Genomic DNA, 14,537 nt, shown 5'->3' with positions numbered 1-14,537 from the left:
GTATTCCTACACTGAATTAAATACACTAGTCATTATTATACTTAATTTCGCAGTTTTTACATGGACGAACCCCTTACAGAGCTGATAAATAGTCGTTTTCAGGCAATTCATCAGCGCCAGTTACTGGTGATTTCTGGTGATGAGGATTGGTGCCTGCAACAAATGGATATTTTACTCACCCACATTCAACCAAATGCCGGGACATCGTTAGAAGTTTTGACTTGTGGTGTTGAGGGAAACTTGCCATGTACACATACCCAAACCGACAACCAAAAATTTCGCCAACTTCTGGGACAAGAATTTGACTGGTTAATTTACAACGCCTGGCAAGGGACTCGCGCAAGTGCACTGGCAGCTTTATCAGGCACCATAAAGCAAAATGGACTAATGATTTTGTTATGTCCGAACTTTAAACATTGGCCTGGCTACAAAGACAATTATCTGCATAAACGCATCTCTTATGGTGAATTGGAGCAGTTTCAGCACAGTAGTTTTATCTGTCACCTGATTGAGCAAATCCAAGTTTCGCCCGATACTCTGCTCCTCACACCGCAAGGTCTGACTGGCCAAAACGCTATGCTTACTGCCAGCAGTGATGCTGAGAAGGACAGAATCACACAACAGCGCACTGTTATCGAAAAAATAAAAAAAGTGGTTACCGGTCACAGCAAGCGTCCATTGGTTATTACAGCCGATCGCGGCAGAGGTAAAACAGCCGCGTTAGGGATTGCCGCTGCTGAACTGGCGAATGAACGCCAATGCAAAATCCTGGTAACCGCACCACAAAAGGCCTCGGTAGAAACACTATTTCAACATGCGCAACATCTTCAGAACAATACCACAAAGCAGCTGGAGTTTATTGCTGTCGACGATCTGGTATTGAATGAACACGAGGCTGATCTAGTAATTGTGGATGAAGCCGCTGCACTGCCAGTAGAATTGCTAAAACGGCTCACCCGACAATTCGCCAGAATCGTTTTCAGCTCAACTATCCACGGTTATGAAGGAAGTGGGCGCGGCTTTGAGATACGCTTTGCTCCCTGGCTTAAACAGCAGCGTCCCGGCAGTCACTTTATGCAGTTGACTCTGCCATTTCGCTGGCAGCCGAATGATCCCCTGGAGCAGTTCTGGTGGCAAAGCCTGCACCTCAAACGCTTTAGCTCCCCTTCCCTTAAATCTGAACCTGATTACCATGACATCCAGATAAAATTATACTCGGGCGCTGAGCTTATTGCCCATCCGCCACTGCTCAACAGCGTATTTTCAATGCTGATTGAGGCGCACTATCAAACCACACCGGATGATTTTATGGCCATGCTGGATGCCCCCGAACAGCGTCTGTTTTTGGCGTTTTGCGGCGAGCCGGTGGCTGACAACTTATTGGGTGCACTCTGCGGAAATCTGGAAGGAAAGTTGTCGGACTGTGAGCTTAAATCCGGGGTGATACGAGGCCAACGTCGCGTTCAGGGGCACATGTTGGCACAACAGATGGCGTTGGGAATGGGCCAGAGCCAGTATCTTGAATACAGCTATTTTCGGATTATTCGCATTGCGGTAAACAATCATCACCGGCGATGCGGTGTTGGCAAAGCCATGCTGGCGCATTTAGAGCACTGGGCAAGATCACAAAACCTGGACTATCTGGGTAGTTCTTTTGGCGCATCTGCGGCACTGATGGGATTCTGGCAAAACAGTGGGTTTTATCCGGTCCTAACCGGTTTTCACCGCGACAAAGCCACCGCAGAATTTAATCTAACCGTATTAAAACCGGTTTCAACATCAGGCGAATTTCAAACCTTAAAACGACAGCAATTGGCTAATTTGAATCTATTGTTGAGATTCCATGCTTCCCAATTGTATCAATCGCTGGAAAACAGGCTGTTACTCACATTGCTGCAAGCCTGTGGTTCTGAGTCCAAAATACCTGAACTAAATACTGAAACCCTTGCCGCCTGCAAACTTTTTTGTGACGGTAATCGCAGCCTGGAACTCAGTGCACCGCACTTATCGGATTTGCTGGAAACCATGATAATGACAAGGACTCCTTATCACCCAAATCTGGCGTTGTTGATGGATCTGTTGCTTAAACGTTTACCCAACAAAACATTAATAATCCAGCACCAATTGAGCGGTAAAAATCAATTGCTCAACACACTGAAAGACAGAGTAAGCTGGGCTATCAAACTAATAGAAGCTAAAGCTTGCTCTAAATAGCCAACTAGCAATAGTCGCTACGTAATAAGCTGTATAGGTTCATATCGTGAAAGGCGCCGTTCCAAAAGCACTTTTCGCGCATCACACCTTCAAACTTAAAACCCGCCTTTTCAGAAACCGCAATAGAGGGAATGTTGCTGGGCAGAATGAGCGATTCGATACGGTTTACTTTGATGGGAAACTTATTACTGAAAGCATAGTCCAGTATCGTTTTCACCGATTCACTGGCGTAGCCTTTTCCCCAGTATTGAGGCGACAAATCATACCCCAGGATTACACTGGCATCGTACTGGTTCCAACTATTAAATCCGCAGCTCCCAATCAGTTGAATACTGCCCTTTTCCCTGACAGCCCAACGAATACCTGTATTGGTTTCAAATCGCGATTGAAAATAATTGATAAGGTGGTCGGCTTCTTTAATATCTTTGAAACGCTCAACATCATAATGAGCCGTTACCTTGGGGTCGGAAAACATCTCAAACACGGCCTTTCTGTCAGTTTTTTTTAACTCGTTAAGCAGTAATCTGTCACTGGTGAGAATAGGAAATGGTTTTGTGCTCATTTTATCTGTTTTTCTTATATAAGTTGGCGCGCCATAAAGAGCGTGTTGACCTTTGCGGTACAACTTTGCATAAATAAACATGTTCTAACAGCAACCATAGCGCGAGAAAAGAGGATTAACAATAGATACCCCTACCCCATTTCCGCCGTATCACCCTTAATTCGGATTCTTTATTATCCAGCACTGCACACTTGACCAGCAACAAATGTCTTTTGTAAACGGATTGTTAAATGATATATTGAGTTACAAATTGAACGATAAATGCACTATAGTGAGTCCTTCTTTAGTGGTTAAACGAAGCAGGGGGCAGTCATGCGCACCAAAAAACCGATAATAAGAAACAAACAAACGCTGGTTGATAATGAAGAGCAGTACAATGCAGAACAGGAATACGATGTGATCGTTAAATCCCCTGCCAGCACTTCAAGAAACAAAGATACCGCAACAATCCCCACGCAATTTAACTACTACACTGAAAAAGATATCTCCAAGATACTTTCCAATCTCGACTCCCTGCGCAGCAATGTTTACCCTCCGGCAGAAAATGACAATGAAACCGAAGCTAAACTACAAAGTTTCCCCTCGGTGTGTCTGATCGGTTTAGGCCGATGTGGCTCTAATATCGCACTGGAAGTGGCTTCATTAGTGCACAACGCGCGTAACTTCTACATGAATGAATTTAATGTAGAGCTTAAAAAAGCCAAAGAGTCAGATAACAAACCAGTAAAATGGCTGCAAAGAAATTTAAAGCTCAACTCCAAAAATTCCGCCCAGCCCGTGTTCCTGATTGAGCCGCTAGTGATGCTCGGTGATCTGGACAAGGATATTGAAGGCCGTATCCGCTTTTCTTCAAAGGGTGCCGAAAGCAACTTTTTAGATGAATACAAAAAACTAAAAATCATGGACCTTTCCGAAGTACATGCCGGGGGTGCTGGTAATGCCCCAATTCTTGGACAATATCTGGCTAAGATTATTCTCAATAAAGATACCCAGCACTTCTCCAATAACGATTGGAAATTTATTCACTCCTACCTGATTGACTCCTGTGGTATCAAAGCGAATCAATCGAGACTGTATTTTTATATTTTTAGTGCCGGTGGTGGTACCGGATCTGGTATGGCTTCAGAGTTTGGTCTGGCTCAGCAATACTCTTACATGAGTAAAACTTTTGATGTGAAACCAGAGCGGGATATAGCCAGCCAGAATCAGTCCTTTGTATTTGAACCTATTTTCACCAGCGGCATTTGTATTCTGCCCAACATAACAGATAAAAGTATGCAGATGTCCGAGGCATTGCATATCAATGCCGGACGCCTGTTGTGTAAGTATTTATCTGAGGAATGGGACTTTTCCTACAACCTGGATAGCGATGATGGTCATACTTCTGAGGTAATGAACCGCATTCGTCCCTGGAATGCCATGATGCTGATTTCGAACGATATCATGCGTTATGCCGAGGAAAACGATAACGGCGGCACCATTAACGAAATAGACGTTAATGCCATGGAAAAACACGCCAACCAATATATCAGCCAACAGATATTCAATATCCTTACGGCTCAGGCCGTGACCACCGACTACGATGAAAATTATTTCCATCGCGCTGGTATCGATATCGGTGAAACTATTCGCTTGGATGCAAACGACCTGTTTATGAGTCTCGCAGGTCCGGTAGCTATTGCCTATGCAGAATCTGTAGTTGCCCCTGAGGATAGTGATGGCAAGCGTCTGGATATTGATGATTTATTTTATCGCTCCATCGACCTGCCCCACTACAACAAACAGACACAAGCGATAGAAGGGATTAGCTTGTTGCCAATTGAATCGGGCCGCTATAAAAAAGTGCTGAAAGATTATAAAGATGGCAACTTTAATCCGGAGCAAATTAGAAAATTACACTTCTATCAAAACTGTTCTTCAGTGGTGTCCATTGTATCTTTGCCTAAGGACTTTAAGTTGTCCTATATGGATCTCAATAAATTGAAGGTCCACTTAAACTCATTATTCCCCAATACCACTCTAAAACGTTATGCGCTGGTAATTGGTGCATCGGCAAATCTGTCGCTGACCACATTGATTGCTAAGAGCCCTTGTTTAAGTGATGACTTTTTAACTCTGATAGTGGCATACATAAAACGCTGTTTCGCCAAAGACAATTATCGTTATGACGAAACTATCGACAGAGCTATCGTTGACTTTATTCGGGCAGAACACTTTGACGAAGTACGTCTAATGGACATGTTGGTAGAAAATGAAAACCCGGCAAAGATCCTGGATACCAATTGGTATGCTATCAAGCCTATGTACGAGAAAAAATACAAAGAGCTTATTCGGGAACAAAGCAAGTTTACATCCATTAACGACATTCGTCTGACTGCAGATAATGTCAAAAAAGCCATCATGTACTTAAGAGAGATCTACCGTCACCGCATCAGCAAAACACGAATTATTTCTCTTAATGAAGAATTTGAGGAAACTTATACAGCGCCTGTTAAACACAGTCGGCAGGAATCATTTTTTGATGAGCCAGACATTACTGACGTTGAATAAATCCAACTTCATAAATTAACATTAGCCCGCTTTAAGCGGGCTTTTTTATTAACTTGGCAAAGCGATTCGCCAGTTGCTGTAAACCATCTTCGGTAATGACTTCCACATTATCGCTGTCAACCGATTTACCGTCTACAAAAAGTACAGTCCTGGGATAACCATGGCCCCCCAGTTCCTCAACCAATTTCTGATGTTCATCTGACAAGAATTCGCCTTTAACTTCCTGCACCATTAAGCCATAAAGCGTTACCTCATGCTCCTTAAGAAGCTCGGAAAACTGAGGTAAATGATGAACCTGGCGCTCGGTGCAATCCGGGCACCAATTTGCCGTGATGTTTAAGACAAATGTTACCCTGTCTTTTTGTAGCTGTCCTAGCTGTTCAATAGTTATGTTGTTCAATTTTATGCTCTGTGTATGTTTTTCTGGCGATATTATGCTGCAAGTTTTCAGCAGAAGTAATAGGCATGACGTTTATTGCTGCAATATCCGCGTTTTTTGAAGAATCTTTTCTTCACTTGGTGATAAAGTTATCCTGGTGGCAATTAAGGTAAAAACAACATGAAAACAATAAAGTACCTTCTTTCTTTATCACTTTGTTTAAGCTTGCTGACAGCATGCAGCGGGGGCGGTAGTAATGATAACGTTAGCAACAGTCCTGGCAGCAACAACAATCCGGTAAACACCAGCCCGGTTGATAATAGTCCTGTAGATAATAGTCAACCCAATACACCACCCACGGATTACGATATATCGATATTGATGATCGGTAACAGCCATACCAGCACGGCTGACTTACCAGCTTTATTACAAGACTCGTTGCAAGCTTATGCACCGGATGGAAACATTCTGGTTGAAAAGGCTGAAAAATCATTGTTCCTGTCTGAACACGTACAGAATTCTACTACCATGGCTCATTTTGAAAGTCGAAATTGGGATTATGTCATTCTCCAGGCTCAGAAGTATTCCATGAGTCGAAGCTATGAATATTCCACCCAAGCAGCGCAAACCTTGATTAGCAAAACCAAACAACAAGGCGGAACTCCCATTTTGTTTCCTGAATGGGGACAGCTAAATTCTTCAGGCGAAGCTTCTTATGTTTATAGCATTCATAGCGATATTACAGAGCAAAATCCCGCTTGTATCGCCCCGGTTGGCTTTGCCTGGGATTATGCGTTAACTTTTCATCCATCCTTGTCCTTACATGCAAGAGACGGTAATCACGCCAACGAAACAGGCGCGTACTTAACTTCAATGGTACTTTTCCAGAGTATTACCGGGCATCCCGCGGAACTCTTGGGCGAGATGCCAGGTTCCGAAATAGAAAGTAATACACAACTCTTTTTACAACAGATGGCATCTCAGGCAATTGTTGATCATCCACCCTGTGAATCATTAACGGATTAATTGGTTGGCCTAATCTGCAGATTTTCTGACAATCTCCTATACTAATTGGCAGAGCCTTTAAAATTACTGGTTATGAATAAATTCCCCGCTTTTGAGCGTTTCTCGCAGCGTTTAACCATCGCCAGAATTCTGCTTGTGTGTTGTCTTTTTGTATTTTCGGGTACGGTTAAGGCGGAGTTTTCTGCACAAAATATTGTTTGGATGACAGAGGAGTATCCACCCTACAATTATCATAATATTGATGGGGAACTAATTGGCCTGAGCGTTGAACTGTTAGAGGCAATAATGGCTAACATGCACACCCCTTTTGACAAAAATAACGTCTTGGTTATCCCCTGGGCCAGGGCATACAGAGAAGCACTTCAAAACCCCAACGCCGCAATATTTACCATGACTAAGTCGACACACCGAGAGTCACTGTTTCAGTTTTCCAGCCCGATATTAATCTCGAAAATATCTGTTATTACCCTAAAAACACCACAGAATTATGAATCAGTTGAAGAAATAAACTTTATGAATGTTGGTGTAGTACGTAACGATATAGGCGAGCAGTTATTAAAGAAATACGGACTAAACAATCATTCTACAGTGAAGCTACCTACTTCACTGGAACTGATCAGAATGCTGCTGTTAAAACGAGTAGACATAGTGGCGATCGATGAAAACATTGCAAAATTTGAATTTGCTCGTTTGGGTAAAACAGAGAATGACTTAACAATTCACTTTACGATGGAAGAACTCACCACTCATTTTGCATTTAATAAAGCAGTACCAAAAAAATATGTTGATGAATTTTCTGCCAGTTTTGAGCAAATCAACGAAAACGGGCAATTCACTCGAATCGTTAAAAGTTACACGATTTTGTCAGAGTAACCCTCGAATAACTCAGAATGAGCAAAGTAAAAAACTGTTACATTAGCTTCGAACAATTATTAGTGACAATGTCAGTTTTGATCTTTATTATCGTATTACGATAATTTTTTGATTCAAAAGTGGAATTGCTCATGAACAAATTGTTGTTTGCTTCTTTCGTTTTATTAATAACAAGCGGCTGCAGTAACCGCGCTTTATACGACAACCTGCAATCTCAGCAACATCAGAAGTGCATACAAGACTCAACCATACATATCAAGGACTGTGAATCTATAAAAGAACAATCCTATGACGAATACAAACGGCAAAGAGAAGAACAGCTCGGAAAAGATAATTAATAAGATAAGCGTAAATGAAGATTTATAAATCTGAGCTAACTGTGACTGGTATCCTCAGTTAGCTCATTAAGAATTACATAAATGGTTCTTTATATAGAATTATTACAGCGATCACCAATATTGCTAAAGAAATAAAGACCTTGATCGAATCATTCAACACCCTTGAAACTGCATCAGACATGTTTACCTCACATGAAAAAACCGTTTTCAGATCGCAATAATAATCCTAAATATCAATCTCAGCACTAAAATAAATTGGCTAATAATCAACCAGTTACAAACGCAATAAAGATCACGTTAAATAGCTATACGGCAAGTGCCGAAATCCCATCCCTTTACCTTATCGGGAACTATTTTCGTCGCAATAAATTACGACCTACAATCATATGCTGCCCGATGGGTTGTAGGTTCGATTTGAGCTACAGGGAAGTAGTGAATGCCGATTTTGCAGGAGCAAAAATCTGCCAATCTGACAGCGATGGTTGAATCTGGTTCTTTTGTCGCAATAAATTACGACCTCCTCTCACATGGGGGTGAGGCCGGTATCTTTAGGCGCGCAGCGCCGCCCGGCCGAACGACTGCACATGGATGTGCAGGCTGGCAGCCACTTCAGGGACGATTGTTACTCGTACACTAATCAGCAAACAAGACTCAGCATGATACCCGATGGGTTGGGTATCTCTGGTAGATTAGCGCAGCTAATCGCTATTTAGAAAGGAGGCTGCCCGACATGCTTGCCAGGAATGATAAAATTTGAAGCCGCAGAAACGAAAAAAGGCCACCCAATTGGGTAGCCTTCTTTCTAAATAGGAGCCTGGCGGTGTGCTACTCTCACATGGGGAGACCCCACACTACCATCGCCGCTAATACGTTTCACTGCTGAGTTCGGAATGGATTCAGGTGGTTCCGTATCGCTATGGCCGCCAGACAAAAACTGGTAACAAAACTGGGAAAAATCTGATAAATCGTATGAATTCTTTTTGTATTTCTTAAGGTAAGCGCGTTCTACTCTTAACATAGTGCGTCTACATCGTTTGTCGGACTCAAGTCCAACCTACAACACCAAATAATACCGGGTGTTGTATGATTAAGCCTCACGGGCAATTAGTACAGGTTAGCTTAACGCCTTACAACGCTTCCACACCCTGCCTATCAACGTCTTAGTCTTAAACAACCCTTCTGGACAGTTAAACTGTCAGGGATGACTCATCTTGGGGCCGGCTTCCCGCTTAGATGCTTTCAGCGGTTATCCGTTCCGAACTTGGCTACCGGGCAATGCGATTGGCATCACAACCCGAACACCAGCGGTTCGTCCACTCCGGTCCTCTCGTACTAGGAGCAGCTCCCCTCAATCATCCAACGCCCACACCAGATAGGGACCGAACTGTCTCACGACGTTCTAAACCCAGCTCGCGTACCACTTTAAATGGCGAACAGCCATACCCTTGGGACCGACTTCAGCCCCAGGATGTGATGAGCCGACATCGAGGTGCCAAACACCGCCGTCGATATGAACTCTTGGGCGGTATCAGCCTGTTATCCCCGGAGTACCTTTTATCCGTTGAGCGATGGCCCTTCCATTCAGAACCACCGGATCACTATGACCTACTTTCGTATCTGCTCGACGTGTCTGTCTCGCAGTTAAGCCAGCTTATGCCATTGCACTAACCTCACGATGTCCGACCGTGATTAGCTAACCTTCGTGCTCCTCCGTTACTATTTGGGAGGAGACCGCCCCAGTCAAACTACCCACCAGACACTGTCCCACACCCGGATTACGGGTGATGGTTAGAACATCAAACATACAAGGGTGGTATTTCAAGGATGGCTCCACGCTATCTGGCGACAACGCTTCAAAGCCTCCCACCTATCCTACACATGTAGGGTCAATGTTCAGTGCCAAGCTGTAGTAAAGGTTCACGGGGTCTTTCCGTCTAGGTGCGGGTACACAGCATCTTCACTGCGATTTCAATTTCACTGAGTCTCGGGTGGAGACAGCATGGCCATGGTTACACCATTCGTGCAGGTCGGAACTTACCCGACAAGGAATTTCGCTACCTTAGGACCGTTATAGTTACGGCCGCCGTTTACCGGGGCTTCGATCAAGAGCTTCGCTTACGCTAACCCCATCAATTAACCTTCCGGCACCGGGCAGGTGTCACACCGTATACGTCCACTTTCGTGTTAGCACAGTGCTGTGTTTTTAATAAACAGTCCCAGCCATCTGGTCACTGCGGCCTCCAATCGCTTAAAGAGCAAGTCTTATCACAATCAGAGGCGTACCTTCTCCCGAAGTTACGGTACTATTTTGCCGAGTTCCTTCACCCGAGTTCTCTCAAGCGCCTTAGTATTCTCTACCTGACCACCTGTGTCGGTTTGGGGTACGGTTCTTATATACATACGTTTAGAGGTTTTTCCTGGAAGCCGGGCATCAACTGCTTCGCGACCGTAGTCACTCGTCTCGTGTCTCAGCCTTAAGAGTCCGGATTTACCTGAACTCTCAGCCTACACACTTTCACATGGACAACCAACGCCATGCCAGTTTAGCCTTCTCCGTCACCCCATCACTGTATATAAAAGTACGGGAATATTAACCCGTTTCCCATCGACTACGCATTTCTGCCTCGCCTTAGGGGCCGACTTACCCTGCCCTGATTAGCATGGGACAGGAAACCTTGGTCTTCCGGCGTGGGGGTTTTTCACCCCCATTATCGTTACTCATGTCAGCATTCGCACTTGTGATATGTCCAGCAAACCTCTCGATTCACCTTCATCCACTTACACAACGCTCCCCTACCCAGCGTGCATCCTTAAAGCAACTCATCTTTTTCTTCCGACTATTGTTGGAACGCTTTACCAGCGGGCGCTTCGCGCGTCGCTGTTAGCTCTACAGATAAATAACTTTAAGTGATGCACGCTGCCGCAGCTTCGGTATATTGCTTAGCCCCGTTACATCTTCCGCGCAGGCCGACTCGACTAGTGAGCTATTACGCTTTCTTTAAAGGGTGGCTGCTTCTAAGCCAACCTCCTAGCTGTCTTAGCCTTCCCACATCGTTTCCCACTTAGCAATATTTGGGGACCTTAGCTGGCGGTCTGGGTTGTTTCCCTCTCCACGACGGACGTTAGCACCCGCCGTGTGTCTCCCGGATAGTACTCATTGGTATTCGGAGTTTGCATGGGGTTGGTAAGTCGGGATGACCCCCTAGCCCAAACAGTGCTCTACCCCCAATGGTATTCGTCCGAGGCGCTACCTAAATAGCTTTCGGGGAGAACCAGCTATCTCCCGGTTTGATTGGCCTTTCACCCCCAGCCACAGGTCATCCCCTAACTTTTCAACGTTAGTGGGTTCGGTCCTCCAGTTGATGTTACTCAACCTTCAACCTGCCCATGGCTAGATCACCGGGTTTCGGGTCTATACCTTGCAACTAAGCGCCCAGTTAAGACTCGCTTTCGCTACGGCTCCCCTATGCGGTTAACCTCGCTACAAAATATAAGTCGCTGACCCATTATACAAAAGGTACGCAGTCACAGAACAAGTCTGCTCCCACTGCTTGTACGTATACGGTTTCAGGTTCTGTTTCACTCCCCTCGCCGGGGTTCTTTTCGCCTTTCCCTCACGGTACTGGTTCACTATCGGTCAGTCAGGAGTATTTAGCCTTGGAGGATGGTCCCCCCATCTTCAGACAAGATAACACGTGTCCCGTCCTACTTAATATGTGCTTTATGTTGCTTCGTGTACGGGGCTATCACCCTGTATCGCTCAACTTCCCAGAAGATTCCACTACAACATAAACCATCGGCTGTTACCCGTTCGCTCGCCGCTACTAAGGCAATCTCAATTGATTTCTTTTCCTGAGGGTACTTAGATGTTTCAGTTCCCCTCGTTTGCTTCTGCAACCTATGAATTCAGTTACAGATGACCCTAAGGCCGGGTTTCCCCATTCGGACATCGTAGGTTATAACGGGTTTTATCACCTTACCTACGCTTTTCGCAGATTTACACGTCCTTCATCGCCTCTGACTGCCAAGGCATCCACCGTATACGCTTAGTCACTTAATCATACAACCCCTGTATCACTCAATGTTGCCATCAGTAATGCAAGAATTGTTGCTTGACTGTAACTCGCCTATGTCAGATAGAGTAAAACGCTATCGTTTACCCTAAATTTTTAAAAAATACATACTTGGTTGATATTGCATGCGTTATCGAAACAACACATCAATATCGATGATTTATCAGCTTTTCCAGTTTGTTAAAGAACAGTTTAAGGTCGACCCGAGGGTCAAAAAAACCTTAACAGATAAACTTAAAAGTAAACCTATCTGTTAAGGCTTCGTCGGAATGAATTCCGACCTACAGTAAAGAAGAAGTGGTGGAGCTAAGCAGGATCGAACTGCTGACCTCCTGAATGCAAATCAGGCGCTCTCCCAGCTGAGCTATAGCCCCATTTCTTGCTTCGTCCTTAAGCTTTATATCGCGTTTTTCTTCCTCACTCAGTCGGTTACATACTGACAACGTATGCGCCCTCCTTCGCTTGTCGAAAAGCCTTATCTAAAACTTAATGACTGGCAATAAATACGCCGAAGAATGGGATGATCTAAAACTTTTCTAATCGAGGCAAAGGAATGCGTTGTGTGCGAAGCAGCACATGAGCATTTCTTTAACGAAGAGTAGAAAAGTTTTGGTAGGCCTGGGCAGACTTGAACTGCCGACCTCACCCTTATCAGGGGTGCGCTCTAACCAGCTGAGCTACAGGCCTTCATTGCACCTGAGCCAACGGCTTAGGCTTTCTTCGGTCTTCTTTACTTTACTTTTTTAAAGAACAAATTAAGGTCAACCCGAGGGTCAAAAAAACCTTAACAGATAAACTTAAAAGCAAACCTATCTGTTAAGGCTTAGTCGGACTGAAGTCCAACCTACATACAATAAAACAATCTGTGTGAACATCGAATTGAATTCAATTCGACACCTTTACGTAAGGAGGTGATCCAACCCCAGGTTCCCCTAGGGTTACCTTGTTACGACTTCACCCCAGTCATGAAACACAAAGTGGTAATCGCCCTCCCGAAGGTTAGACTAACTACTTCTTTTGCATCCCACTCCCATGGTGTGACGGGCGGTGTGTACAAGGCCCGGGAACGTATTCACCGCAGTATGCTGACCTGCGATTACTAGCGATTCCGACTTCATGGAGTCGAGTTGCAGACTCCAATCCGGACTACGACAGACTTTAAGGGCTCCGCTCCACATCACTGTCTCGCATCCCTCTGTATCTGCCATTGTAGCACGTGTGTAGCCCTACACGTAAGGGCCATGATGACTTGACGTCGTCCCCACCTTCCTCCGGTTTGTCACCGGCAGTCTCCTTAAAGTGCCCAACCAAATGCTGGCAACTAAGGACAAGGGTTGCGCTCGTTGCGGGACTTAACCCAACATCTCACGACACGAGCTGACGACAGCCATGCAGCACCTGTGTCAGAGTTCCCGAAGGCACCTATCCATCTCTGGAAAGTTCTCTGCATGTCAAGTGTAGGTAAGGTTCTTCGCGTTGCATCGAATTAAACCACATGCTCCACCGCTTGTGCGGGCCCCCGTCAATTCATTTGAGTTTTAACCTTGCGGCCGTACTCCCCAGGCGGTCTACTTAGCGCGTTAGCTTCGCTACACACAGAAATGAATCCGCATACAGCTAGTAGACAGCGTTTACGGCGTGGACTACCAGGGTATCTAATCCTGTTCGCTACCCACGCTTTCGCACATGAGCGTCAGTTTTTGGCCAGAGAGCCGCCTTCGCCACTGATGTTCCTCCAGATATCTACGCATTTCACCGCTACACCTGGAATTCCACTCTCCTCTCCAAAACTCTAGCTATACAGTTCCAAATGACTCTCCCAGGTTAAGCCCGGGGCTTTCACATCTGGCTTATATAGCCGCCTGCGTGCGCTTTACGCCCAGTAATTCCGATTAACGCTCGCACCCTCCGTATTACCGCGGCTGCTGGCACGGAGTTAGCCGGTGCTTCTTCTGTGAGTAACGTCACAGCTAAAGGGTATTAACCTTCAACCTTTCCTCCTCACTGAAAGTGCTTTACAACCCGAAGGCCTTCTTCACACACGCGGCATGGCTGCATCAGGGTTTCCCCCATTGTGCAATATTCCCCACTGCTGCCTCCCGTAGGAGTCTGGGCCGTGTCTCAGTCCCAGTGTGGCTGATCTTCCTCTCAGAACAGCTAGAGATCGTCGCCTTGGTGAGCCTTTACCTCACCAACAAGCTAATCTCGCTTAGGTTCATCCCAGGGCGAGAGCCGAAGCCCTCTTTGGTCCATAGACGTTATGCGGTATTAGCCATCGTTTCCAATGGTTGTCCCCCACCCCGGGGCAGATCCCTAAGTATTACTCACCCGTCCGCCACTCGTCAGCGATAGCAAGCTATCCTGTTACCGTTCGACTTGCATGTGTTAGGCCTGCCGCCAGCGTTCAATCTGAGCCATGATCAAACTCTTCAATTAAAATCGAAAATATAAATTTTTTGGGTCGACATCAAAATCAATCGATGCCCACACAGATTGTCTTATTGCTGATTGTTAAAGAACGA

At 45.2% G+C, this 14,537-nt stretch carries 6 protein-coding genes, 2 tRNA genes and 3 rRNA genes; 4 read left to right on the top strand and 7 right to left on the bottom strand.

From position 1 onward, the window contains the following. The first annotated feature begins 60 nt into the window (after positions 1-60). Positions 61-2,214: a GNAT family N-acetyltransferase gene (locus ACXAD8_RS00055; RefSeq protein WP_475223791.1), complete on the top strand. Its 2,154-nt coding sequence runs from the start codon at positions 61-63 to the stop codon at positions 2,212-2,214. 4 nt (positions 2,215-2,218) lie between these two features. Here ACXAD8_RS00055 and ACXAD8_RS00050 read toward each other — a convergent pair whose 3' ends face one another. Continuing rightward, positions 2,219-2,776 carry a GNAT family N-acetyltransferase gene (locus ACXAD8_RS00050; RefSeq protein ID WP_475223789.1) on the bottom strand — a complete coding sequence of 186 codons (558 nt, stop codon included), beginning with the start codon at positions 2,774-2,776 and terminating at the stop codon, positions 2,219-2,221. Between the two features lie 312 nt (positions 2,777-3,088). On the opposite strand from ACXAD8_RS00050, the gene ACXAD8_RS00045 reads away from it, so the two are divergent. Then, a complete protein-coding gene (locus ACXAD8_RS00045; RefSeq protein WP_475223787.1) occupies positions 3,089-5,326 on the top strand; it encodes an FtsZ/tubulin family protein in 2,238 nt (745 codons plus the stop codon). Positions 5,327-5,357: 31 nt separating this feature from the next. On the opposite strand, the gene ACXAD8_RS00040 is transcribed toward ACXAD8_RS00045, so the two are convergent. After that, on the bottom strand, positions 5,358-5,726 hold the full coding sequence (locus tag ACXAD8_RS00040; RefSeq protein WP_475223786.1) for a TlpA family protein disulfide reductase: 369 nt from the start codon (positions 5,724-5,726) through the stop codon (positions 5,358-5,360). A gap of 159 nt (positions 5,727-5,885) precedes the next feature. Here ACXAD8_RS00040 and ACXAD8_RS00035 point away from each other — a divergent pair, with 159 nt between their 5' ends. Continuing rightward, positions 5,886-6,731, top strand: coding sequence for a hypothetical protein (locus tag ACXAD8_RS00035; RefSeq protein ID WP_475223784.1), 846 nt, complete (start codon positions 5,886-5,888; stop codon positions 6,729-6,731). Positions 6,732-6,803: 72 nt separating this feature from the next. Then, entirely contained in the window at positions 6,804-7,604 is an 801-nt protein-coding gene (locus ACXAD8_RS00030; protein WP_475223783.1) for a substrate-binding periplasmic protein, read from the top strand. A gap of 1,150 nt (positions 7,605-8,754) precedes the next feature. Here ACXAD8_RS00030 and rrf read toward each other — a convergent pair. The 5 genes from rrf to ACXAD8_RS00005 form a co-directional block, all read right to left on the bottom strand. Further along, positions 8,755-8,870: ribosomal RNA gene (gene rrf / locus ACXAD8_RS00025) — 5S ribosomal RNA — on the bottom strand. 155 nt (positions 8,871-9,025) lie between these two features. Then, positions 9,026-12,002, bottom strand: a 23S ribosomal RNA gene (locus ACXAD8_RS00020). Between the two features lie 311 nt (positions 12,003-12,313). After that, positions 12,314-12,389, bottom strand: a tRNA-Ala gene (locus ACXAD8_RS00015). A 236-nt stretch (positions 12,390-12,625) separates the two neighbouring features. Next, positions 12,626-12,702: transfer RNA gene (locus ACXAD8_RS00010), tRNA-Ile, on the bottom strand. Between the two features lie 217 nt (positions 12,703-12,919). Next, positions 12,920-14,451: ribosomal RNA gene (locus ACXAD8_RS00005) — 16S ribosomal RNA — on the bottom strand. The 16S, 23S and 5S rRNA genes sit together here with 2 tRNA genes alongside, the layout of an rRNA operon. Between the last annotated feature and the right edge of the window lie 86 nt (positions 14,452-14,537).

It is taken from the genome of Planctobacterium sp. AWH2_060 (assembly GCF_056158425.1).
Note: the sequence above shows the minus strand (reverse complement) of the source record. Positions and strands in the feature narration are given on the sequence as shown.